At 52.9% G+C, this 23,229-nt stretch carries 24 protein-coding genes and 1 riboswitch; of the genes, 11 read left to right on the forward strand and 13 right to left on the reverse strand.

What is annotated here, in order from left to right; genetic code table 11:
• Positions 1 to 42 precede the first annotated feature (42 nt).
• A complete protein-coding gene (locus F608_RS30995; RefSeq protein WP_022664887.1) occupies positions 43 to 1,536 on the reverse strand; it encodes a cache domain-containing protein in 1,494 nt (497 codons plus the stop codon).
• Positions 1,537 to 1,742: 206 nt separating this feature from the next.
• A riboswitch (Fluoride riboswitch) is annotated at positions 1,743 to 1,819 on the forward strand.
• Positions 1,820 to 1,935: 116 nt separating this feature from the next.
• Here F608_RS30995 and crcB point away from each other — a divergent pair.
• The 7 genes from crcB to F608_RS0106925 all read left to right on the forward strand — a co-directional run bounded on the left by crcB (position 1,936) and on the right by F608_RS0106925 (position 8,429).
• On the forward strand, positions 1,936 to 2,313 hold the full coding sequence (gene crcB, locus F608_RS0106890) for a fluoride efflux transporter CrcB (protein WP_022664888.1): 378 nt from the start codon (positions 1,936 to 1,938) through the stop codon (positions 2,311 to 2,313).
• A 15-nt stretch (positions 2,314 to 2,328) separates the two neighbouring features.
• Entirely contained in the window at positions 2,329 to 3,612 is a 1,284-nt protein-coding gene (locus F608_RS0106895; protein WP_022664889.1) for a DUF190 domain-containing protein, read from the forward strand.
• 171 nt (positions 3,613 to 3,783) lie between these two features.
• Positions 3,784 to 4,176, forward strand: coding sequence for a YbgC/FadM family acyl-CoA thioesterase (locus tag F608_RS0106900; RefSeq protein WP_022664890.1), 393 nt, complete (start codon positions 3,784 to 3,786; stop codon positions 4,174 to 4,176).
• 261 nt (positions 4,177 to 4,437) lie between these two features.
• Positions 4,438 to 5,376: a NiFeSe hydrogenase small subunit gene (gene hysB, locus F608_RS0106905; protein WP_022664891.1), complete on the forward strand. Its 939-nt coding sequence runs from the start codon at positions 4,438 to 4,440 to the stop codon at positions 5,374 to 5,376.
• A gap of 35 nt (positions 5,377 to 5,411) precedes the next feature.
• The gene (hysA, locus tag F608_RS0106910) at positions 5,412 to 6,854 is read left to right on the forward strand and encodes a NiFeSe hydrogenase large subunit HysA (protein WP_022664892.1); all 1,443 of its coding nucleotides are present in this window, start codon (positions 5,412 to 5,414) and stop codon (positions 6,852 to 6,854) included.
• 201 nt (positions 6,855 to 7,055) lie between these two features.
• On the forward strand, positions 7,056 to 7,535 hold the full coding sequence (hysD, locus tag F608_RS0106915; protein WP_022664893.1) for a NiFeSe hydrogenase maturation protease: 480 nt from the start codon (positions 7,056 to 7,058) through the stop codon (positions 7,533 to 7,535).
• Between the two features lie 249 nt (positions 7,536 to 7,784).
• A complete protein-coding gene (locus F608_RS0106925; RefSeq protein ID WP_022664895.1) occupies positions 7,785 to 8,429 on the forward strand; it encodes a hypothetical protein in 645 nt (214 codons plus the stop codon).
• 102 nt (positions 8,430 to 8,531) lie between these two features.
• Here the strand turns inward: F608_RS0106925 and F608_RS0106930 are convergent, their stop codons facing one another.
• Positions 8,532 to 9,665 (reverse strand): aminotransferase class V-fold PLP-dependent enzyme, encoded by a 1,134-nt coding sequence (locus F608_RS0106930; protein WP_022664896.1) that lies wholly within the window; start codon positions 9,663 to 9,665, stop codon positions 8,532 to 8,534.
• Between the two features lie 91 nt (positions 9,666 to 9,756).
• A complete protein-coding gene (locus F608_RS34490; RefSeq protein ID WP_022664897.1) occupies positions 9,757 to 10,566 on the reverse strand; it encodes a GAF domain-containing protein in 810 nt (269 codons plus the stop codon).
• 113 nt (positions 10,567 to 10,679) lie between these two features.
• Between F608_RS34490 and F608_RS0106940 the strand changes: the two genes are divergently transcribed.
• Positions 10,680 to 11,279 carry a hypothetical protein gene (locus tag F608_RS0106940; protein ID WP_022664898.1) on the forward strand — a complete coding sequence of 200 codons (600 nt, stop codon included), beginning with the start codon at positions 10,680 to 10,682 and terminating at the stop codon, positions 11,277 to 11,279.
• 126 nt (positions 11,280 to 11,405) lie between these two features.
• Positions 11,406 to 12,734: a multiheme c-type cytochrome gene (locus F608_RS0106945; RefSeq protein ID WP_022664899.1), complete on the forward strand. Its 1,329-nt coding sequence runs from the start codon at positions 11,406 to 11,408 to the stop codon at positions 12,732 to 12,734.
• Between the two features lie 144 nt (positions 12,735 to 12,878).
• On the opposite strand, the gene F608_RS0106950 is transcribed toward F608_RS0106945, so the two are convergent.
• Positions 12,879 to 13,382: a ferritin-like domain-containing protein gene (locus F608_RS0106950; protein ID WP_022664900.1), complete on the reverse strand. Its 504-nt coding sequence runs from the start codon at positions 13,380 to 13,382 to the stop codon at positions 12,879 to 12,881.
• Positions 13,383 to 13,647: 265 nt separating this feature from the next.
• Here F608_RS0106950 and F608_RS0106955 point away from each other — a divergent pair, with 265 nt between their 5' ends.
• The gene (locus F608_RS0106955) at positions 13,648 to 13,839 is read left to right on the forward strand and encodes a ferredoxin (protein WP_022664901.1); all 192 of its coding nucleotides are present in this window, start codon (positions 13,648 to 13,650) and stop codon (positions 13,837 to 13,839) included.
• Between the two features lie 18 nt (positions 13,840 to 13,857).
• A complete protein-coding gene (rbr, locus tag F608_RS0106960; protein ID WP_022664902.1) occupies positions 13,858 to 14,433 on the forward strand; it encodes a rubrerythrin in 576 nt (191 codons plus the stop codon).
• Between the two features lie 133 nt (positions 14,434 to 14,566).
• Here the strand turns inward: rbr and F608_RS0106965 are convergent, their stop codons facing one another.
• From F608_RS0106965 to F608_RS31020, 9 genes are all read right to left on the reverse strand, one after another.
• Positions 14,567 to 15,553: an ADP-ribosylglycohydrolase family protein gene (locus F608_RS0106965; RefSeq protein ID WP_022664903.1), complete on the reverse strand. Its 987-nt coding sequence runs from the start codon at positions 15,551 to 15,553 to the stop codon at positions 14,567 to 14,569.
• Entirely contained in the window at positions 15,550 to 16,512 is a 963-nt protein-coding gene (locus F608_RS0106970) for a carbohydrate kinase family protein (protein ID WP_022664904.1), read from the reverse strand. Before F608_RS0106970 ends, F608_RS0106965 begins: the two co-directional genes overlap by 4 nt.
• 68 nt (positions 16,513 to 16,580) lie before the next feature.
• Positions 16,581 to 17,660, reverse strand: a complete 1,080-nt coding sequence (locus tag F608_RS0106980; protein WP_022664906.1) for an ABC transporter ATP-binding protein — start codon at positions 17,658 to 17,660, stop codon at positions 16,581 to 16,583.
• Positions 17,657 to 18,505 (reverse strand): ABC transporter permease, encoded by an 849-nt coding sequence (locus tag F608_RS31005; protein WP_022664907.1) that lies wholly within the window; start codon positions 18,503 to 18,505, stop codon positions 17,657 to 17,659. Before F608_RS31005 ends, F608_RS0106980 begins: the two co-directional genes overlap by 4 nt.
• The gene (locus tag F608_RS31010) at positions 18,505 to 19,377 is read right to left on the reverse strand and encodes an ABC transporter permease (RefSeq protein ID WP_022664908.1); all 873 of its coding nucleotides are present in this window, start codon (positions 19,375 to 19,377) and stop codon (positions 18,505 to 18,507) included. Before F608_RS31010 ends, F608_RS31005 begins: the two co-directional genes overlap by 1 nt.
• 7 nt (positions 19,378 to 19,384) lie before the next feature.
• Complete coding sequence (locus F608_RS31015) at positions 19,385 to 20,416, reverse strand: extracellular solute-binding protein (protein WP_161626830.1); 1,032 nt, start codon at positions 20,414 to 20,416, stop codon at positions 19,385 to 19,387.
• A gap of 79 nt (positions 20,417 to 20,495) precedes the next feature.
• Positions 20,496 to 21,212 carry a GntR family transcriptional regulator gene (locus tag F608_RS0107000; protein ID WP_022664910.1) on the reverse strand — a complete coding sequence of 239 codons (717 nt, stop codon included), beginning with the start codon at positions 21,210 to 21,212 and terminating at the stop codon, positions 20,496 to 20,498.
• A 161-nt stretch (positions 21,213 to 21,373) separates the two neighbouring features.
• Positions 21,374 to 22,423, reverse strand: coding sequence for a polysaccharide deacetylase family protein (locus tag F608_RS0107005; RefSeq protein ID WP_022664911.1), 1,050 nt, complete (start codon positions 22,421 to 22,423; stop codon positions 21,374 to 21,376).
• The gene (locus tag F608_RS31020) at positions 22,420 to 23,199 is read right to left on the reverse strand and encodes a glucosaminidase domain-containing protein (RefSeq protein WP_022664912.1); all 780 of its coding nucleotides are present in this window, start codon (positions 23,197 to 23,199) and stop codon (positions 22,420 to 22,422) included. Before F608_RS31020 ends, F608_RS0107005 begins: the two co-directional genes overlap by 4 nt.
• Positions 23,200 to 23,229 lie beyond the last annotated feature (30 nt).

Genomic DNA, 23,229 nt, shown 5'->3' on the forward strand with positions numbered 1-23,229 from the left:
CAATCATTTTCATCTCATGACTCATATCCTTTATCTCATAACTCATTTAAGGTCCAAGGGCAAGAGGATCCTGGCAGTCAGTCCCTGCCCCGGGACAGAGGAGAACTCGAGCATTCCCCCGTGGTCGGAAATAATTTTTTCCGAAATGGAAAGCCCCAGGCCCGTGCCCCCCTCATCCCTCCGGGTGGTAAAAAAGGGATCCTTCATCCGCTTCAGATCCCCGGGGGAGACCCCGGGGCCGGTATCGGCGATCTCAATGACCAGGAAACCCCCTTCCCGGTCTGCAAAGGTGGCTGCCCGGATGGCCTGATCCGGATTCTCCAGGGCCTGGGCGGCATTGACAATCAGATTGATCACCACCTGCTGGAGTTTTTGAAAATTGCCCCGCACCCCGGGCAGGTTTTCTTTACACTCCACAGAAAGATTTCGGGTGGCCTTTTTAACAATGGAGGCGGTCAGGTCCAGGGATTTTTCAACCAGCTGGCTCACATCGATATCATGGTCCATATCCCCGGAAACGGGCCGAGAAAAGTCCTTGAGCTCCGAAATGATTCTCTTGATCCGGATGGAGCCGTCCTCAATGGCGGCCAGCATCAGGTCGATGCGCTTCCTCAGATCAGAATAGGCCATGTTGCAGACCCTGGCCCCGGGGTCCTGCTCAAAGTGATTGTCCAGAACCGGCAAAAAAGACTTCCAGGCCTTTTTCAAATTGGGCGCGTTGAGCATGAGGGAGGTGGCCGGATTGTTGATTTCATGGGCCACCCCGGCCACCAGAATTCCGAGGGAACTCATCTTATCCGCCTGGAGGAGCTGTTTTTCCCTCAAAAGAGACTGGGCCGTGGCACGCACCCTTTCCTGTTTTTCCTTGGCCGCCTCCCGGATAATATAAAAGGAAAGACAGAGGGCCAGGGCCATGATCCCCAGACAAGTCCAGGTCAGATGCCGGGTGATTTTGGAAATCTGGGCCCTCACATCCTCCACGTAAATGCCCGTGCCGATGATCCAGCCCCAGGGCTGGAAACCTTTGACATAGGAGATCTTGGGGACAATTCTGTCCGAATCCTCTTTCCACTGCCATAGATAATCCACAAACCCGGCATCCCTTTCTTTCACAAGCTCCACCATCTCCCTGAACAGATACTTGCCTGCCAGATCCTGGAATCCGGCAATATCCTTGCCCACCAGATCCGGACGGTAGGGGTGCATGACCATTACCGGTCCCATGTCGTTTATCCAGAAATAGTCCTTGAGGTCCGCTCCGTAGCGCAGATGCCTCAGATGTCTGATGGCCTCTGCCCTGGCCTCTGCCGGGGAGATCATTCCCTGGCCGGCCCTGTCGTGATACAGGGATAGAATGGACCAGGCACTCTCGGTCAAATGCATAATATTCTCCCGTTTGCCCTCCATCATATTCTCTTCCAGCATGGGGATGACCAGCAAAAATATGGTCATGCTGAAGAGAACAATGGTCAGTCCCACGGGTATGATGATCCGAACAGGAAGAGTGTGGGACCCTGTGTTCTGGTGTTCCGGCAAAAACGACCTCCGATGATCTTAAATTGGAAATAATTTTTTTTGACTTTCTGCAGCCATACTGGATTTGAATAGTCAATGAAAAGAATATAGTCAAGGAATTATAGGGGATAGAAAACCCGGGGCATTTTAAAAACTTCCTGGATTTCAAATGAATTCCCTTTTTTTTATTGCTTGATCTGATTTCATCCTTCTGGTACAAAAAGTCAGGGATTTTCGGGGATGGAGTCCCCCACAGGGCCTGCGTCCCTGCAAACCGCTTTTGGCTGATGACTCCTGTCGGCACTAGTCGCGGTGGGAGTTATTTGGTAATATTAACCCGCGAGCAGGCGGGTTTTTTTTATTGCCTTTTCCGGGCCGCATGTTTCAATCCGATGGTATAACAGTTTTAAGGGCTGGGAAATGATGTTTAAAATTTTGCTCGTCATGATCGGTGGCAGCTTGGGCGCGATCAGTCGCTATGGAATAAGTTTGCTCGGCGTAAAATTGGGCGGGAGTCATTTCCCCTGGGGGACCATGGCCGCCAATCTCTTGGGCTGTTTTCTGGTTGGTTTGATTTTTTCCCTTGCTGACAGGAGCCGCATTTTAAGCCCGGACGTTCGACTGTTCATCATCACCGGGTATCTGGGCGCTTTGACCACCTTCTCTTCTTTTGCGCTGGAATCGGTCAACATCGCCCGTGACGGAACAAATTTCCTGTTCATTGCAAATATCCTTGTCAATAATATCGGCGGCTTGTTCCTGGCATTTCTGGGGATCTGGCTGGGACGGCTGATCTGATCCACGGAGGAGATGATGCTGAATTATAAATCGATTGATATTTTTACCAACGAAGAAGCCCGGTATCAGTCGCAACCTGTCTCAGACGCGGTCATCGAATTTGTTCAGAATCTCAAAATCGCGGCAAGATGCCACGTAACCAAAGGGACAGACGGATGTTATGAAAACGGAGAGGTGGTCACCCGGCGCCTGGAGATTTTGTCGTTTAACATGCCGGTGCGCATTTACATCATTCTGCCCGAGGCGGAAGTTGAGCGTGTATTGCCGACGATCACTGAAATGATCACCGACGGTATCGTTGCAATTCACGATTTAAAGGTTGTCAGCCACCGTGCACGAAACTCTTTTTTCCCACGTCAGGTCCGGGTCCGGGATGCCATGACACGTGATCCGAAATCGGTTTCGTCTGCCAGCTTTCTGGATGAAGCTGCCCAGCTGCTCCTTTCTTCGATATTCACGGGCTTGCCGGTTGTGGATGAATCGGCCAAACCCATTGGCATGATCACCCAGGGAGATCTTATCAAACGGGGTGGAATGCCGATTCGCCTCGGTTTCCTGGCTGAATCAGACCCGAAAGAACAGGACAGCATATTGACCGCCCTGGGCCGAAAACAGGCCGCGGATGTGATGACCCGGCCGGTGATTACCATTGAAGAAGATTGCCGGCTCATTGAAGCCGTCGACCTGATGCTGAAAAAAGGAACCAAACGACTGCCGGTGGTGGACAAGGCAGGCCGTTTGACCGGCATATTGTCCCGGCTAGATGTATTCAAGACAGTGATGAAGGAAGCCCCGGACTGGAACACTTTCCGGGCGCAGCAGGTACGGGTGGAAAACCTAAGGTATGTTAAGGATGTTTTGCGACGGGATTTACAGACGGTTTCCCCTGAGACTGCCGTATGGGAGGTAATTCGGACCATTGATTCAAACGATATCCAGCGGGTGGCCGTGATTGATGATAAAAAGAAGCTCCTGGGTATCATCTCGGATTGGGACCTGCTTCGTTTTTTCAAGCGGGATCAGAACGGCGTCTGGGGTCTGATTAAAAAATCATTCTTTTTTATCCATACCAACACCTGCGATGATGAACTTCGAGAGTGCTTAAGCGGTATCACCGCAGCAACTGCCATGAATACCGATCTGGTCACGGTCCGTGAAGACGCCTTGCTCGAAGAGGCCATCGGGATCATGACGGAAAAAGCGCTCAAGCGCCTTCCGGTAGTCGATGAACAGGGTCGGTTTGCAGGAATGATCAGCCGGGATTCCCTGCTGCGTACCGGATTTGCAGGTGAAGCGTGAAAGCGGATATCCATCGGTGTCAAAGGGCCGCACCCGGTTTCAGAGATTTACAGGGGCGTCCATTTCATGGGCCGGCAGATTCAGGAAACGGCGACCGAAGTCTCAATGACCGAACAATATTATGAAATTCAAGAGGATTGACTGATCAATGAATTCTTTTGGGGATAACCGTTGAAACCCTTGGTTCACCACTTCACGGCCCAGATCTACTACGAAGACACGGACCATTCCGGGGTCGTCTACCATGCCAATTACCTGAAATTCTTTGAACGGGCCAGGGAGGACGTCATCGGGGTGGACGCCCTTTCAAGGATGTGGCACAAGGACGGCATCGGATTCGCCGTTTACAAGGCCTCCCTTTCCTATCATGACGGAGCCGTTTTCGGCGATGTTCTGGACATCCGGACCACCTGGGAGAAACAGGGCGAATACAGGGTTATTTTTTTTCATGAAGCCTGGCGCCCGGAAGGAAAAAAACCCGCCGTAACCTGCGAACTTGAGCTGGTCTGCCTGGGTCCGGGGAAAAAACTCATCCCCATTCCCACCCTTGAATTTCTCAACTGATTCCCTGCTCCCATATTCAATGAAACCATCCGGTTTCCCAGGATTTTCTCTTCCTGAAGACAGGTTTAACTTATTGTTTTTATAGTCTTTTTTAAAAACCCACTATACTGCCTTGAAAATCATTAAAATTTTCTATACAAACCGTTGACAGTCATAGATTCCCTTTATATACTGGCTTTTCTACTGAATTCAAACCTGTGCGGGAATGGTTTCCCGGCGGGATAAGCGGAGTTAGACTTTAACAGCATCAAGGAGGTGCCCGTGAAAGACGAACAAACGAAAAAAACAGGGGTTTCCAGGAGGAGCTTTCTGAAAACCGTGACTGGAACAGCTGCCGGGATCGGAATTTCTCAGATGTTCAATCCTGCACTCATCCAGGCCCTTGAAAAAGGACTGAAGAGACATCCCGTCCTCTGGGTCCAGGGACAGGGATGTACCGGCTGTTCAGTATCCCTGCTGAACAGTGTTGAGCCCACCATTGCAGATATTCTTCTCAAGGTGATCAGTCTGCAGTTCAATCCCACTGTCATGGCCAGCGAGGGGGAGATCGCCATGGAAAATCTTTATGCCATTGCCAAAGAGTACAAGGGCAGGTTCTCCCTTGCCGTTGAAGGAGCCATCCCCACGGCTGCCGACGGCAGATACTGCATTGTAGGCGAAATGAGACACAAGGAAATCACCATGATGGACCTGGTGCAGGAACTGGCCGCAGACGCCGGTTCGGTTCTGGCCATCGGAACCTGTGCCGCCTACGGCGGAATTCCGGCGGCTGAAGGCAACGTCACCGGCGCCACCGGGACCATGGATTTCCTCAAATCCAAGGGAATCACCACTCCCACGGTCAACATTCCGGGCTGTCCGCCCCATCCGGACTGGATTGTCGGCTCCCTGGTCCATCTTCTGACCAAGGGTGTTCCCGAGCTGGACGATGCCGGCCGTCCCACACTTTTCTATGGTGAGAACATCCATGACAACTGCCCCAGGCTTGACATGTACGATGAAGGAGAAATGGCTGAAATCCTGTCAGATCCCAAAGGCTGCCGCATGGATCTGGGCTGTAAAGGTCCGGACACCTATGCCGACTGCTATAAGAGGAAATGGAACAGCGGCATGAACTGGTGCGTGGATAATTCCGTCTGCATCGGTTGTGTTGAACCGGGTTTTCCCGACGGATCATCCCCTTTCTATGAACCCGCTTAATATCCAGAACTCAATGAAACCAAGGAGGTTTTACTATGGCAGGCTGTAAACCACAGGCTGAACCGGCCCAGGCCGGGAAAAAGATAAAGATCGGCATTGATCCCGTCACCCGGATCGAGGGCCATCTCAAGGCAGAAGTAGAGGTAAAGGGAGGCAAGGTCGTTGATGCCAGGCTCTCCGGCGGTATGTACCGCGGTTTTGAACAGATCCTGGTGGGCAGGGATCCCAGGGATGCCACCCAGATCACCCAGAGGATCTGCGGGGTATGCCCCACGGCCCATGCCACGGCATCGGCCCTGGCCCTGGATGATGCATTCGGCGTGGAACTGACGGAAAACGGAAGAATTGCCAGGAACCTGATCCTGGGCGCCAATTTTCTCCAGTCCCATATCCTGCATTTCTACCACCTGGCCGCACTCGACTATGTCAACGGTCCGGATACCGCGCCTTTTATCCCCAGATACGCTAAAAATGACGTCCGGGTCCCCAAAGATATCAACGACGTGGCCGTGGGCCAATACCTTGAGGCCCTTGAAATGAGGAAGATCTGTCACGAGATGGTCGCTCTTCTGGGCGGAAAGATGCCCCATGTCCAGGGTATCGTTGTGGGCGGCGCCACCGAGATCCCCACCCGGGAAGCTCTCAACGCCTATGCCGAGCGTTTCAAAAAAGTAAAAGAATTTATCATGAAAAAATATATCCCCATCGTCTATCTGCTGGCCGGTCCCTACGGAGACCTGCTCAAGACCGGTGTGGGACACAAGAACCTGGTTTCCTGGGGTGTTTTCCAATTGGATGCCCAAGGCAATACCCTTCTCAAACCCGGTGTTTACACCGACGGCAAGGACTACCCCGTGGATCCGGCCCTGATCAAGGAGTATGTGAAGTACTCCTGGTTTGAGGATTCCACCACAGGCCTTAACCCCACCAGGGGAAAAACCCTGCCCAATATCGACAAACCCGGCGCCTACAGCTTTATCAAGGCCCCGAGATATAACGGAAAGCCCCATGAAGGCGGTCCCCTTGCCAGAATGTGGGCCACCAACCCCGAGCTGTCCAAGACCGGCCAGGATGCCCTGGGCGTTAAAAAGCTGCGCGACATCGGCGATGCCTGTTTCTCCATCCTGGGCCGCCATGTGGCAAGGGCTGAAGAGACCGGCCTGGTGGCCATGGCCGTGGAAGAATGGCTGGCCGCTGCCCAGCCCGGCAAGGAAACCTTTGTTCCGGCCGAGATTCCCCAGTCTGCGGAAGGCCTCGGCATGACAGAGGCTCCCCGGGGCGCCCTGCTCCACTACGTGGACATCAAAGACCAGAAGATCTCCAACTACCAGGTAACCTCGGCCACCATCTGGAACGCCAACCCCAGGGACGACATGGGCGTAAGAGGCCCCATTGAGGAAGCCCTGATCGGCGTCCCGGTCCCGGATGCGGAGAATCCTGTGAATGTGGGGCGGCTTATCCGCTCCTACGACCCCTGACTGGGCTGTGCCGTCCACGTGCTGGACGCAGATACTGGTCGGGAAATCAAAGTGGAAGTACCGCTCTGATTTAAATTTTCAATTATGATAGGAACAAGGGGATGCCCAGGGCATCCCCTTGCTCTTTTTACAATCCCGGGATAAAAGAGCAGAAACAGAGAAGACATCTTTCGGCTTTAGACCTGGACAGAGAAAAAAGAGATGAAAAAATTATTGGTGCTGGGTGTGGGCAATATCCTTCTCATGGACGAAGGCATGGGCGTTTACGCTGTCCAGGAATTCTGGAAGGAAAAAGAGGACTGGGACGGATCCCTTGTGGACTTCATTGACGGAGGAACCTTTACCCAGGACATTTTTTATCTCTTTGAAGAGTATGAAAACATCCTGGTCCTGGACATTGTCCGGGCCGGTCATGAACCCGGGACCATATACAGCCTGGATGAAGAGGATTTAAGACAGAACGAGAAACAGGTCCTCTCCCTCCACGACATTGATCTTCTCGATTCCCTGGGCATGGCCGAGATGAGGGGAAACCGTCCCCGGCTGAAAGTCATCGGGATTGAGCCTGAAAAAATCAACTGGGGAACCGAACCCACCCCAGCCCTGGCCAAAGCCCTTCCCGATTTTATGGAAGTCGCCAGAAAGCATATCCGGGCCATTCTGGCAGAAAAAAACGGATAAGAAACAACCTTTTTCCCTGCCCTTTCTTATTGGACAAAACCCTCTTACAAATCTTTTTCCAACCCTGCAGTTTTTTCTTTTCCTTCCTCTCCCCTTGGGAAATTTTTTCTCCTTTTTTGGTTCCGTCCCGTGGTTCATGATGATGCCCCGGGCTCTGGTAAAGACGGTTCCCGGGATTCTGTTCAACCGGCATCAAAATTGCTTTTCCCATGAACAGGATACCCCAAACTTCAACAAAAAGGAGGAAAAATGACTTCCATTACGGATACGCTCTCTAGCAACTTCTACTCATATTCCAACACGAGTCTTTTGGAATCAATCAAAACTTCCGCCAATACCAATTCTGAAGATGAAACCCTTTCATCTTCCACGGCCCGGGACACCGTGACCCTTTCCAGCCAGGTGGCCACAGCCAGGACAAGGGAAGCCCTGGGACTGAGCCCGACGGGCCGGCTCACCCTTGCGGATTTTGAAGCCGCCTCCGCCGCACAGGAAGAAGCCGTAAACTCGATGCTTGAAACAGCCGTGCAGGCCCTGGGGATTGACTCGGAGCAGCAGGTCAGCCTGGGCCTGGATAACAACGGAGACATCTCCATCCAGGAAGATTTTTCCGGGAAAGAGGAACTGGAAGCGATTTTAAACGAAGAGGAAGCCTTTAAATCGGCGTTCACGGGGTTGACTGCCAACAGTGAAATCATCAACTTCAAGGATTCTCTGCTGACACGCTCCGACAACCTTGCAAACTATGTGAACGGGGATACCAGTGATGATGACTTGATGTCCCTGGCATTGAAGTATTCAGCGACAAAATCCGCCGGCAGTTCCCTGGAAGCCCTCTTGAGCACCAGCCGAAGCCAGACGCCCTACACCCATGTATACAATCCTGCGGAATAGAAACCGGCCGGCCAAAAACCGAAAAGAACCATTCATTGAGATGGAGCGGTCTTCCCTGGGAATTTCAAAAACCGCTCCCCCTCAAGATAAAAAAATCCGGAATCAGACCGGGATCACCCGGCTCAATGCCTTTTCAAGGTTTTCCACGGTACGATCGACGTTCTGAAATTTATCCAGGCCAAACAGCCCGACCCGGAAGGTCTGGAAATCATCGGGCTCATCACATTGCATGGGAACGCCCGCTGCGATCTGCAGGCCGGCGGATGAAAATTTCCTGCCGCTCTGGATCTCCTTGTCCTCGGTATAGCAGACCACAACACCCGGGGCTTCAAATCCTTTTGCGGCAACGCTTTTAAATCCCTTTGAAGCCAGAAGGGCCCGGACCCGGTCCCCAAGCTCCTGCTGGGCCTTCATGAGTTTATCAAACCCGAACGCCTCGCTCTCCTTCATGGTATCCCGGAACCCTCTCAGGGCATCCGTGGGCAGGGTGGCGTGATAGGCATGGCTCCCGTTTTCATAGGCCTCCATGATCTGGAGCCATTTGAGAAGATCACAGGCATAGGAGCTGCTGACCGTGGATTCGATTTTTTTCCGGGCAAGGGGGCCCAGCATGACCAGGCCGGAACAGGGAGAACTGCTCCATCCTTTTTGGGGGGCCGTAATCAGCACATCCACTCCGCTTTCCTCCATGTCCACCCAGATGGTGCCCGAGGCCACGCAGTCCAGGACAAAAAGTCCGCCGACGGAATGCACGGCATCTGCCATCCGGCGGATATAATCCCTGGGCAGGATCATGCCCGATGAGGTTTCCACATGGGGGGCAAAGACCAGATCGGGTTTTTCCGCCTTTATGGTGGCCTCCACCTCTTCAATGGGGGCCGGAACAAAGGCAGCCCATTTTTCCCCGCTTTCCGGGCGGGCCTTTAATACGATGGTCTCGGAAGGGATCCTGCCCATGTCAAAGATCTGGCTCCATCGAAAACTGAACCAGCCATTCCGGATCACCAGGCATTTTTTGCCTCCGGCAAACTGCCTGGCCACGGACTCCATGGCAAAGGTCCCCCCTCCGGGGACAACCACGACGGATTCGGCGTTATATACTTTTTTCAGGGTGGTTGATATATCGATCATCACCTCCTGAAAAGACTGTGACATATGATTCAGGGACCGGTCCGTAAATACCACTGAGTATTCCAGAAGTCCGTCAGGGTCAATATTGGGAAGTAAACCCGGCATATTCATATCCTTCTAATTGTTTGGGTTAAAAATTGAGTTGGAGTATAGCCAATGCCATTTTGAAGGGCAAGGACAAAACAATTTTATCGATTCAATCTTTTTTACATTGTTTTTGGATGGAATCAAATAAAATGGCGTTCTCAATGGCAATGGCCGCCTGGTGGGAAAAAATACTCAACAGCAGGGCGTCATCTTCGGAAAAACCGGCATCGTCGTTCTTGTTGATCACTTCCAGAACACCGATAATCTTACGTTTGGACCGCATGGGAACACAGAGAAGAGACCGGGTCTCAGCCCCGGTCATATCATCCACCCCGGAGTAGAACCTTGAATCTTCCCGGGCATCCTTCACCAGAACATGCTGCTGGTTCTGGGCTACCCAGCCGGCCACCCCGGCACCCGGGGGGATCCGGATATCCTTGAGCTCTTCGGCATTGGGGCCCGTGGGGACGCTGAAGACCAGCTCGCCTGTTTTTTCATCCAGAAGCATCAGAGTGCTTGCCCCGGCATCGGTCACGATATTGGCATATTTCATGATCAATGAGAGAACATCCACCAGGTCCACGGTGGAATTGATGATAAATCCGATCTGAATCACAAGGGCCAACTTTTCGCTGCTCAGCATCCTAAGTTCCCGGACCTGCCGGTTCTGAAGGGCAAGAACCGGTGCCAGCATATCTTCCGTGATAAACTCCTTGTCCAGAAGGATCTGCCCCAGCATGGGAACATCCCTGTTCTTTTCCCTGCTTTTGGAGATCAGTTCCACACGGTCAATCTCCGGTTCGGGCAGAGATTCGGATGCCAGATCTTTTTGAAATTGAAGAGCCTCTTCAAGCTGTTTGCCTGTAATGATCCCCAGGCTTTTGAGATGATCCCCCAAAAGATGTGAATTGATATTCATAATCATGCCCCTGATTATATTTATTATTTCATCGAATTTTGATAGGTTATCAACATACAGTAAATATTTTCCCTTGACAAATGATATTTCTAAAAAACGGAGGTTGAGCAGCCATGAAATCTTTCTTTTGGATGGTTCCGGTTCTGGCAGCCTTAATTTTAATGAGCACCCTGTCCATGGCCGGTGAAAATATATTTCATACCGGACAGACCAGTGCATCCATGCTCATTAAATATGCCAAGAATGAAATGGATATGGCCCCGCCAGAAAAACAAGATGAAGCCAGAAAAAAATATGCCCTGCTCTATGATATCTATATTAAAGCCAACAGCTATGCCTGGCTCAACAAGATTTTTTTCTGGTTTTCCGTGGTCTTTGCCCTGGCTGTTCTCCTATGGCCTTCCCTAAGCGTTATCCTCAAATCGAGACCGGATCAATGGAAATGGCTCAAGTCCTCCATCGTACAGACCACGGTAACGGCCATCGCCGCCCTCATGTTCACTTTTTACAGCCAGTACAAGGACAAGCAGACCTATGCGGAAACATTGATGCGCTATGTGATCTTTTCGGAACAGACCCCAGGCCAGCTCTCCGGCAGGATTGCCGATGAATTGTCCAGAATCGACCGGGGATTCAGTTTTAGCAGCATCCTGGGCCGGGAGTCTGACAAGAAAGCAGGCAATGGGAAACTCCAGGTCAATGGGACCGATTGAATCCTTTTTCCTACCCTTCACGGAAACTGATTTTTCCCGGGGATCTCTTATTGACAGGGGAGACTCCAGCCGATATTTGTATAGAGATTGAATCCATGAAAATAAAAGGAGTTTTATCCAGAACAAATGCTGAAAACAAAAGAGTGGGCCATTCTGACAATACTGGGAATTTTCATTTACAGCCCCATCCGGGCATCAGAGCCGGAAAAGTTGGAACTCAACCGGTTCATCCGGCCGGCCGTCTGCAGGGACTGCCACGGAAGCATATTTGATCAATGGGAAAACTCCATGCACAACCTCTCCCACAAGGATCCGGTCTATTCAAGGGTGGCCAAATTCCTCCGCAGGGGCCTGGTCCATGAAGGGGAAGTCAGGGAGGCTGAATCCTGTGTCAAGTGCCATACCCCGATAGGATATATGACCGGATTCCCAAAGAGGGTGTCCGACGACCTGTCCAAAACCCCTGAAATCGCAGTCCAGGGCATTCAATGCGATTTCTGCCATTCCGCCGTAAAGGTCCGTCAGATGTACAATAACGGTCTGGAACTGGAACCCGGCCATGGAGAGGACGATCCCGGGATCAAACAGGGCCCCTTTGATGATGCAGAACCGGATTTCCATGAAGCCCGGTTCTCCCCTCTTCATACGGATGCCACCATCTGCGGGACCTGCCACGACGTCAAGCATGTGGCCTTTGGAACGAATCTGGAAACCACCTACACGGAATGGGCAAACAGTCCCTATAATTCAAAAGACCCTGGGAAAAGGGTGGTCTGCCAGGGCTGCCATATGTTCCAGAGGCCCGGGATCCCGGCCACCGGTTCCACCCCCCGGCCGGAAAACCCGGGATCGGCATCCGACTATTCCGATGAACGCCCCCATATCTTTACCCATTATTTTGTCGGGGCCAATGCGGGACTGCCAAGGATGTTCCAGTCGGAACAAAAGGCGAAAATGGCCGAGGAAAGACTTAGACATGCGGCAGATCTCTCCCTTGACACCTCCGGGATCAAAGAAAAAAAACTGAAGATCGCCATCACCAACTCCGGTGCGGGCCATTCCATTCCCACGGGGGTGGGAGACCTTCGCCAGGTCTGGCTTGAGATCAGGATCCAGGATCAAAACAATCAGATAAAATTCCAGTCCGGGGTCCTGAACGAAAAGCATGAGCTTCCGGAAGAGACCCTTCTCTTCCGGACAATCTTCGGGGATGGAAAGGGGAACCCGGTCATCAACCTGGCCAAGGCCAGAGAGGTCCTGACAGACAACCGGATCAAGGCAAAAGAGACCCGTAATCTTGTCGTTGACCTGCCCGGGGTCCCGGACAAGGGAAGTAGGATCCGCATCCGCCTCCTGTACCGGTCCATGCCCCGAAAACTGCTCAACATGATCCCGGGCGAGCCCTTTGAGCTTCTGCCGGTGATTGAGATGGCCCGGGTGGAAAAACAGCTTTAATTTTAAATCATGCCCAAGGTTTGGACGAAAATTTGCCCATATACAAGGCGCAAAAGCTTTTGAAACCGGAGTGTACTGGAGTACATGAGGATTTCAAAAGGTTGCAGCAACGCCGTAGATGGGTGAAGTTTCGTTCAAACAAAGCTACATAGGCCAGAAATTATTATCCTCCCATACCCGCTCCATCAGGGATTCTTCCAATGCCATGAGTTTCTTTAAATGGGTTTTCTCCCAGGTGGAAAGCCAGGTATAGATCCTTTTTTCTTCCGGATCATCGGTCTTTTCAGCCTGTTCCGCATAGGTTTTAACGGCCTTTTCCTCAAATCCGATGGCAGCGGTAATGGCAACGGCCTCAAATCCGGCCGCACTGATCTTTCCCTTTACGGCCTCGTCAAGGATCTGGGGTGCATCCACGGCTCTTGCATTGTTCTCAAAGTCGCCGGCCATGAATTTCCCGTCCGTCATGAATGCCTTAAACTGTTTTTCAAGGATGTTGATATGTTCCTGTTCATCATCGGCCAGGTCCTTGAAAAAAGATTTCACCGCTTCGTCCCGGGTGTGTTCCATTGCTTTTAAATAAAGACTTCTGCCCTTTCTCTCCATGAGGATGGCATGTTTCAATATGGTCAGTGTATTGGATTTCCCCATGTCCTATTCTCCTGTACAAAGGTTTCTGGTTTCGCCGAAAACATAAGATTACACGATGCCGGCCGGAATTACAAGAAAACTCATTTCCTTAAAAAAGGAAGGTTTTCCGGCCTTTTTGCCGCGATGATTTCATTCTTGAAAAGGGTCTGAAGAATCTGTTATAGATCTATTTAAGATCTATAAGAATCAAACGCGAGTGAAATTTATGGTTCCTGCTGCAGGCCTGTCCGCCTGCCTAACTGATTTAACCGAACAGGAGGTTTAGATGAAGGTAACGATTACGAAACAATGCATGGGAGACCGGAACTGCAATGATCTTTGTCCCGAAGTGTTTGCCTATGATGAAGATGATCTGCTTTCCAAAGTAAAGGTGGATCCCATCCCCGGACACCTTGAAAACATTGTCCGCCAGGCAGCCGACGAATGCGGGGCAGACGCCATTATCATCGAGGAGTAGACTCCAGGAGGAATCATCATGGGAAAATTCAGGGAGAGCCAGACAGCCAAAAACCTGCTCATATCCTTTTCCCTGGAGGCCCAGGCCCGGACAAGGTATAATTTTTTTGCCCAGAAGGCCAGGGACGAAGGATATATGCAGATCGCCGGGATCTTTGACGAAACCGCAGCCCAGGAGTATGAACATGCGCTCCGGTTTTTCAAATTTTTCAACGGCGGCGACCTGGAGACCACCTGGTCCTTTCCCGCCGGTGTGATCCGGGATACCCGGGCCAACCTGATCTCGGCTGCCGAACTTGAGTTGTCGGTTCACTCCAGGATCTATCCCGGTTTTGCCAGGATCGCCGAAAAGGAAGGGTTCCAGCGGGCCGCCGATACCCTGAACGCCATCAGCGTATCCGAAGTTCAGCACGAAAAAATGTACCGGCAGCTGGCTGCCAACATTGCCTCGGACCGGGCCTTTGCCAGGGAAGAGGAAAAATCCTGGAGATGTTTGAGCTGCGGGTATATCCACAAGGGCAAAGAGGCCCCGGACAAATGCCCGGCCTGTGTCAAGCCTGCCAATTATTTTGAACTGCTCTGCGAAAACTGGTAAATTCAGACCAACCGGCTCCAGCCCCTGGCCAGAATCTTCTGCTCACAGGGACCGGAGCCGGTTTTCCTTTTTTTAGCGGGCCGCTGATTTATCCCAAAATACCAGGGTCTGCCTTTATCTGCCCTATTCAGAATTAAACGGCCATCAGGTTCCCTGCCATTTCTTTGAAGTCAAAGGGACTGGTCTTTGACAGGGTACGGATCCAGGCCGGATCGATTTTCCGGGCGCCGCCAAAGGCACCGCAGAGATTCCCCACAATGGCGCCGTTGGTGTCTGCGTCATCTCCCAGGTTTATGGCGGCGACAAGCCCCTGGTTATAATCGCCTTTGGCGGCGTAAAATACCCCCAGGGACAGGGGAATGGATTCATAGCTTTTCATGCTTGCCCCGATATGCTGATAGAGGATAAAGCAGATCTCCTCAAGGGGCTTGTCCCGGTTCCTGTCCACAAGCTCCATGGCCAGAAGGATCCTTGCCTTTACCGAGGGAGCCGGGATATCGTGTCCCTGCTCTTCCCCGGCCTCGGCGCCCCGGACCGCCACCTCCATAACCTCCCGGGCCGTGCACCCGCCTTCAACAGCGGTGGAGACGGCAGCGGCAACCGCAGCGGCGGAAGCCATTCCCGGCCGGCTTCCGTGGGAAGGACGGGCCGAGTCGATTGCGGCCTGGATGGTCCGGTCCAGGTCCCCGTGAAAAAAGATTCCCACCGGAGCGACGCGCATGGCCCCCCCGTTGGTATTCCCGGTTTTTCCCGCCTCCATAAAATCGGTATGGTTGACCAGGGCCTCCAGAAATCTACGGGTGGACGGACCGATTACCGTACTTTCCAGCATACGGTTTTCCACGGCCCATTTCCTCATCTTTTCTGCAAACAGGTCCGGGTCAAATCCACGGGCCTCGGTCAGGACCGAAGCCAGAATGAGGCTTTCCTCGGTATCGTCGGTGACCTGACCCGCTGCAAGGCCGCCGTGGGCTTTCTGCTGCTCCTTATCCGGAGGCAGAAAATCAATAATCCGGCCGTAAACCTGTTTGATTTGTTCCGGAGACATAAATGAAGCGGGCATGCCCATTGCATCCCCGATGGCGCCGCCCAAAAGGCAGCCGTATGCACGATCGATCATATTTCATTGTCCTTTACAACCAGTTGATTAACATCCTCTAAGGAAAAACGTCCGTGGGGCCCTTGAAAAGAGGTGGTCAACGCTCCGCAGGCACAGGCGAATTTCACGGAATCCCCCGGGGACCGGCCCCTGGAAAGGGCGTGGATCAGCCCCCCTGCAAAACTGTCCCCTGCGCCCGTGGTATCCCGGGACTCCACTGTAAAACCCGTAACTCTAAAATGGAGATCATCCGTATAAACTTCGGCCCCGCTCCTGCCCTTCTTGACCACGAGATTACGGCAGCCCAGGTCTTGAAACCAGTTCACCGGTGACTTATCAAACCCGACCCGGTCCCGGATCATGAAGGTTTCTTCCAGATTGGGAACGCTCCAGTCCGAGAGGCTGACCATGTCCCGGATAATACCCGGCTCGATCCCTTGGACAAGGGGGCCCGGATCAAAAAGAACAGAACATCCCGTGGATTTCATCCCGGAGATGAGTTCCACTACCTGTCCGGCCGAATCCGGATCGAGAAGATAATAACCGGTCACATAGACCCAGGAAACTTTCCGGGCCAGGTCCGGCAGAAGCATGGACTTGGAAAACCTTCCCTCACATCCCCTGGAAGTAAAAAAGGTCCTTTCACCGGAAGGATCAATCATGTTGAGACAGAATCCCGTGGGTTCACCGTGACAGGAGACAATCCCGTCCAGGGGCAGCTCAAGCCCTCCGATGTATTCCCGGATCTTTTGTCCCCCCGGATCTTCTCCGATCATGGACACCAGATAAGGCCGGTCTCCCAGGTTATCCAGGGTCACGGCCATATTCAGGGCGCATCCGCCGATTTTATTATAGGAATCTGTAATGCCGGCATCCTGGCCGGCCAGAGGATAGCGGTCCACCTCAAAACATCGGTCGATGATGACCCCGCCCAGGAGAAGGACCCTGACGGGTCTGCTCTCTGTATAATTCTTATCCATAATCCACCTTGGAAAGGGTTTTATTTCCTTGATCCCGCCCAAAATGGAGGGCCGGGCCGGCTTTTTTTTTAAGATTTTTCAACATCAAGGACAAGGCAATTCTCTTTTTCCCAGCCGATCCACACGGGGTCTCCCACCGAGAAGAGGCCGCTGCTGACCCGGGCATTCTGGGTCTGGACAATCCAGTTTTTTCCCAGCGCATCGATATTGTACTGGGTGGTCCCCCCGGCATAGGTGACCAGACTGACAACGCCCTGCACCGGCCGGGCCGGGGAAGGCTCAGGGGATATGGACATCTTTTCGGGCCGAACCGCCAATAAACATCGGGACTGGGGAGGAAGACAAGCAGCGCATCCGAAACGGAACCGGTTTCCGTTTTTAAGCTCCATTTCGTAAAGCTCTTCCCGGCCGGGAAAGACAATTCCCTCCAGAAAATTGGCCTGGCCGAGGAAACCGGCCACAAATCGGTTCCTGGGCTGCTCGTAAATCCTGTCCGGTGTATCGTATTGAACCACTTTCCCCTTGTCAAGAAGGGCGACCCGGTCGGACAGGGTCAGGGCCTCTTCCTGGTCATGGGTGACAAAAAGAGTGGTAATGCCCACGGTCTGCTGTATCTTTCTTAATTCCACCTGCATTTCCACCCTCAGTTTTCTATCCAGGGCGCTCAGGCTTTCGTCCAGGAGAAGGAGCCCGGGCCGGATCACAATGGCCCTTGCCAGGGCAACCCGCTGCTGCTGCCCCCCGGACAGCTGATCCGGGCGGCGGTCGGCAAACCCGCTGAGCCGGACAAGTTCCAAAGCCTCTCCTGCTGAGGCCCTGGCCTGTTTCCTGCCCATTTTCCGCTGGCGGAGCCCGTACGCCACATTGTCAATCAGAGACATGTGGGGAAAGAGGGCATAACTTTGAAACACCATTCCCATATTCCTTTTATGGGAAGGCACTTTATTGAGAACCGTCCCATTGATCTCAATGGTGCCGGATTCAGGGGTTTCAAACCCTGCAATGAGTTTCAGGATAGTGGTCTTGCCGCATCCGGACGGACCCAGCAGGGAGATGAATTCTCCCTGGTCCGCGTCCAGGGAAAAATCATCCAGGACGAGTTTTCGGCCATACCGGTGGCAAAGGCCGCGAATTTTCAAATAGCTCATGATGCTCTTTCTCCCTTTTCAATTTTGCCCGCCGGATTCTGATTTTTCCGTACCAGGGCCAGCAGACCGATCAGGCATGCGCTGGCGGCCAGCAGCAGGGTGGACAGGGCCGCGGCTGACGGGTCAAGGGAATCCCTCAGCTGGTTGAAAATCTGTACCGGCACCGTACTCACCCGGGAGGTTGACAGAAAAGATGCGATGACCACCTCGTCCCAGGAGGCAATAAAGGCAAAGATAAGGCCCGACAACACCCCGGGCATGATCAAAGGAAGGGTGATGGTTCTGAACGCTTTCAGGGGATGGGCCCCGAGGTTTCGGGCAGCAAGTTCCAGCAGGGGATCCACATTGTTCAGGCTGGTCCGGACCGTGATAAACGGATAGGGAATGGCAATCACGGTGTGGGCCATGACAAGGCCGCTCACCGTTCCCACAAGCCGGCCCCCAAAGCTGAACGGGCCCAGGGACCATCCCCGGGCCCATACGAAAAAATCCCCTGAGCCAAGGACCACAATGGGAACAATCAGGGGGGCGATGAACAGCGCCGAAATCAGTCCCTTTCCCCGGATATTGCTCCTGACAAGCGAAAAGGCAGCCAGGGTACTCAGGGCCGTAGCCAGCAGGGATGAAACAACCGCCACCTCGAGGCTGACCGGTACCCGCTCCTGCCATTTGGGCTCATTCACCACAGCCTCATACCATTGGAAGCTGAATCCCTTGGGAGGAAACCGTAAGGAGTCGGAAGCGGTAAAACTCATGATCACGGCAATGGCAATGGGAGCCACAAGCAAAAGGGCAATGCACAGGGTGATGCCCCGGTTAATCCATTGAATCTTTGAACCTTGCATTACTCTCCTTTGGTGGACTGGACAATGGCCTTGTCAATCCCTATAAACCGGGAGGCCACCAGAAGCGTGCCCAGGGTCAGTACCAGCAGGATGGCTCCCATGGCCGATCCGTACCCGAACTGCCCCCTGCCCCGAACCCAGAAAAAAACAAGCTCGCTTAAAAACTGGTCATTGCCGGAGCCCAGAAGGGCCGGAACCACATAGAATCCAAGGGAGGAGACAAACACGATCAGGCTCCCGGCCAGCACCCCGGGAAGGGACAGGGGAAAATAGATGTCAAAAAATACCCGGGCCGGGGTCGCTCCAAGGCCTTTCCCGGCCAGAAGCAGGTTCTGGTCGATCTTAACCATGGTCGAAAATACGGGCAGAACCATGAAGGGAAGCTGCATGCTGACAATGCCCACGGCCACGGCAAACTGGTTGCGGATCAAAGGCAGGGGTTCCGTTATCAGGCCGATCCCCATGAGGGCCTGGTTAATCACCCCGGTATCCCTTAAAATGGCCTGGAGAGCAAAGGTCCTGACCAGAAGGTTGATGCCCATGGGCAGGACAATGGCGGCCATGAGCAGGCGCCGGACCGCGGTGGATGCCCCGGCCATGGTATAGGCGTATATATAACCGATCACCGCGCAGATCAGCGTGGCTGCCAGGGATACCTTCATGGTGGTCAACAGGGAACGGACAGCGGATGAGGTGGTAAAAAACCGCTGGTAATTGCCCAGGCCCAGTTCCGGATCCGTAAAACTCCGGATGATCATCTGGGAAAGGGGCCAGAGAAAGAGGAAGAACAGGACCAGGAGCCCAGGGAGGATCAGCCAGGCAGGAGAAGGGGCCGGCAGGGCCAGCCCCCTGTCTTTGTTCTTGGTCACCATGGGCAGCTTATTTCTCTGCCTTCCAATTGTTGAAACGGTTGGTGATTTCCTCCAGATGCTGCTCAATATAGCCGGCAATCTCGGGACTGCTGGAGATGACGTGAAGCTTATCCAGATGGCTGGTGGGCAGATCCTTGGCCATGGCCGGATTGACTTCCGACTTGGTGTTGGAAGGGGCGCCCGGCTGGCAAAAGGAAAATTTCCCGTTGATTTCCTTGCTGGTCATGTGGGCGATGAGCTGCTGGGCCGCCGTCACATTGGGACTTCCCTTGGGAATCCCCAGGTAATCGGCCTGGATGATCTGTCCGTCCCAGATAATATCCACGGGCTCTCCCTTGTCCCTGGAAGTGGTGATCCGGTTGGCGTAAAGCTGGATATAGGAAACTTCTCCGGTATTCAGCAGGTTCTGGCCGTCGCTTCCGGTACCGAACCAGACAATGTCCTTTTTAATGGTGTCCAGCTTGGCCAGGGCCCGGTCAATATCCAGGGGAACCAGCTTGTCGGGACTGACCCCGTCTGCTATCAGGGCGCCGATCATTACCGTTGCAAAATCCCAGCTCACCAGCCCTCTTTTACCGGGAAACTTTTTTGCATCGAAGAAATCCGCCCATTGGGTCGGAACGGCTTTGGCATCTGTCCGAAATCCAAACGCCCAGGCAAAAAGATCCAGGGCCACGGCATATTTGGTATAGGTGCCCGGCAGAAGTTCTTCCTTGTTGACCCGGGAAAAATCAATGGGCTCCAGGTATTTTTTCCCGGAAGCTTCCAGGGCCAGGCTGGGAGTGGGAAAAACCACATCCACATCATAGACGCTTGTTTCAACGGCCGCCTTGATCTGGCCGTCGTCCAGAAAAGGACCGTCTATGATTTTGATCCCGGTTTTTTTTTCAAAGGTGTCGGCAAAGGTAACTCTCTGACACTTTCCCCAGTCTCCCCCGGTATTGATCAGCACAAGGGATTGGGTACTGCCCGCCATTGCTGAACCGGGCAGAACCAGACATATAAATAAAATTAATGAAACCAGCCGGTTTTTTGCCATAATTTCCATTCTCCGTTTAATTTGTATTAAAAAATTCAAGCCCCTCACCCCATCCAAATTTTTTCCAATGACTTTTGGATCAGGGGGACGGGTCAACTTTTGTCACCAGTTTAAAATCCACCTTGGGCCCGTATACGACTTCCAGCTCTTCGATAAACCGGTTATCCCGAGTGCAAACCCTTCCCCCGGCCATGATCAAAGGATGGTCTTTTTCTACCTGGAACAGATCACCCATCACCTCATCCGCCCGGCAGGGAGTAACGGACAGCTCGGCCCGGTCCGGAACGATATGGTATGCCTCGCGCATGATCTGGTAGAGGGACCGGATTTCAAAATCATATTCGGCAATTCCAGGAAAAATTGTCAGGGAGATCAGAGAGGTATCCACGGTCAGATAGTGGACCTGGCCGTCAACTTCGATCCCCCGGGCTCTTTTCAGCTTGAACCGGGGTTCATCCCCTGTATTGACGGTTCCGGCTTCCAGGATTTTGGATACGGGCTTTTTATCTTTTTTTTTGGCATATTCGGTAAAACTGCCAAAATTGGTCATGGAATAGGCAACCGGTTTAAGGCAGACAAAAGTCCCCTTGCCGTGTTCCTTTCTCAAAATATTCTCGTTGACCAGTTCGTTGATGGCCGCCCGCACCGTCGTCCGGGTGATTTCATATTTATCCGCCAGCTGGGATTCCGAGGGAATGGCCTCCCCGTCCTGAAATTGACCCGAAAAAATTGCGTTTTTCAATTTTTTTTTCAGCTGAAGATATATCGGTGTGCTGCTGTTTTTTTCTATTCCCATGAAAGTATCCGTATCATAATTTCCATTTGGAATTTGTATACACGTGTATACAAGTTCCTATTCCAAACCCTTTTTTTTGTCAAGATTTATTTTAAGGTCTTAATTTGATGCTGAAATGGGCTTTCCGCCCAGGTATAGGGCCATGGAAGAAGATACCGAAACTAGGGCTGTCGGCCCCGGATCCACAGATGACTGTACCAGAAGTACCGGGAACCGTCTCTGTGCCGGGCCGTGATGTTGTACCGGCTGCGTCCTTCAGGCAGGGGCCGGGAAGACTTCACCTCGAGAACCTGGTTTTTCCGGTCCACCCAGGACAGATCAATGGGCCCGTGGCCGCTGAGAAAACAGGCAAGGCTTTCCCTGTCGTACTCCCCTTCCCCAAGGGTCAGGCGGAGGACAGGCTTCAGATTTTCCTCCGATACCACGGGATCCTCCGGAGTGACTGCTGTTACCGGCAGGGGCAGGGAGTTCACCTTGGTCGTGAAACTTTCCATGTCTGCATACCCCGCAGCCATTGCAAACCGGGGAACCGCCCCGAAATCGCTGCCCGTCCATACCGGACCGGACTGCTGCCCCAGCCCTGTCAGCCTCATGGCTGTAACCATTCCCTTGATTGCCGGATTGTACTCACCAAAGGGATAGGCAAACAGGGGAACCACCCGGCCAACCTCCTCCTGGATCCGAGTAACGGACCGGGTGATGTCCGCTTTAATGCGCGTGGCCCACTGGGCTTCAGACTCCCTGTCCAGCCTTTTCAGCAGATAGAGATGGGTGTGGGTATGGGGCCCAAAGTCAGCACCATGGCCGGCCATCTCGCGCATCTGATCCCAGGAAAGCATGTTCTTGTAATTTTTGTCCACGGCCTGGGTCGCCACAAACACGGTAAAAGGCCAGCCTTTCTCCTTAAGGATGGGAAAGGCCTTTTCATAAATGGAGACATAGGCATCGTCTATGGTAATGGCTGCACACTTTTCCGGTAGAGGGCTTCCGGCTTTCAGGTTTTGAATCATCTTTTCCAGGGGCCAGATTATAAACCCGTTTTTTTCCAGGTAAGCCGCATGCTGACGGAACTGATCCAGAGTAACACTGGTGGAAGGCGGCGTGTCTTTGCCGAAATGATGGTATTGCAGGATCACTCCGTGACCGGCAGCCGCGGCAGAGCTGCAGCCGACAAAGAATACCAAGAGAATCGCCGGAAGCCGGGTTCTCATTTCAATATCTCCTCCTGGTTGGCCTGGATCATGGCCTGGACATCCCTGACATATTCATGTCCCCGTTCCGAGTAATCCTCCAGGGCCCGGGCCAGCAGAACACCATCCGGTGTTTTCCCTTTATTCCGCATTTCTGCCCGCATCTTGCGAAGCCGGGTATAGGCATCATGGGTGTTAAGATTATGCAGATAACTGCGAACGGATCCAGCCGGGGAGGCAAACACCGCCACCTCCCACTTCTGCTCCAGAGGCCGCGCCTCCGGGATCATGCCGCAGCCCGGAGCCGTGCAGTGCTCCCCGAAAAAATTATTCCCTTCCCGGGCAAACCGGGAGGTGCCCCATGCCGATTCAATGGCGGCCTGAACCAGCACCAGTTCCCTGGGAACGGTATCCACCCGGCGCAGCAGAATATCCCAGTCCGCTGCTGACGGGACTTTTCCGTCCAAAACCACGCCGTAGGATTCGGCCAGATCTTCCAGCCACCCCCTGTCCAGGAAAGACATTTCATTCTCCTTTCCTAGGGTTTCATAAACCTTCAGCAACCGGTCCCGCCGGGCGTTAATCCGTTTGTTTTCAGCCCGGACAATGGGAGACAGAAAGGCGAAGAAAACCTGCTTTTTCTGGTCAGTGTCCTTGATCGCCCCGAAATCCGGAGGCAAGGGGGTCTTTTTCTCACAGGAAGAAAAGGCAGCCAGGGAAACCAGAACCCCCAGTGCAAGGAAAGCAAGGGGTCGAAAGTTCAGCTGTCTGTTTTCTATTTTTTTACCATTGTTCATGACGATAAATTAACTTCCAAAATAGATTAT

Source organism: Desulfospira joergensenii DSM 10085, from assembly GCF_000420085.1.
Lineage (GTDB): Bacteria > Desulfobacterota > Desulfobacteria > Desulfobacterales > Desulfobacteraceae > Desulfospira > Desulfospira joergensenii.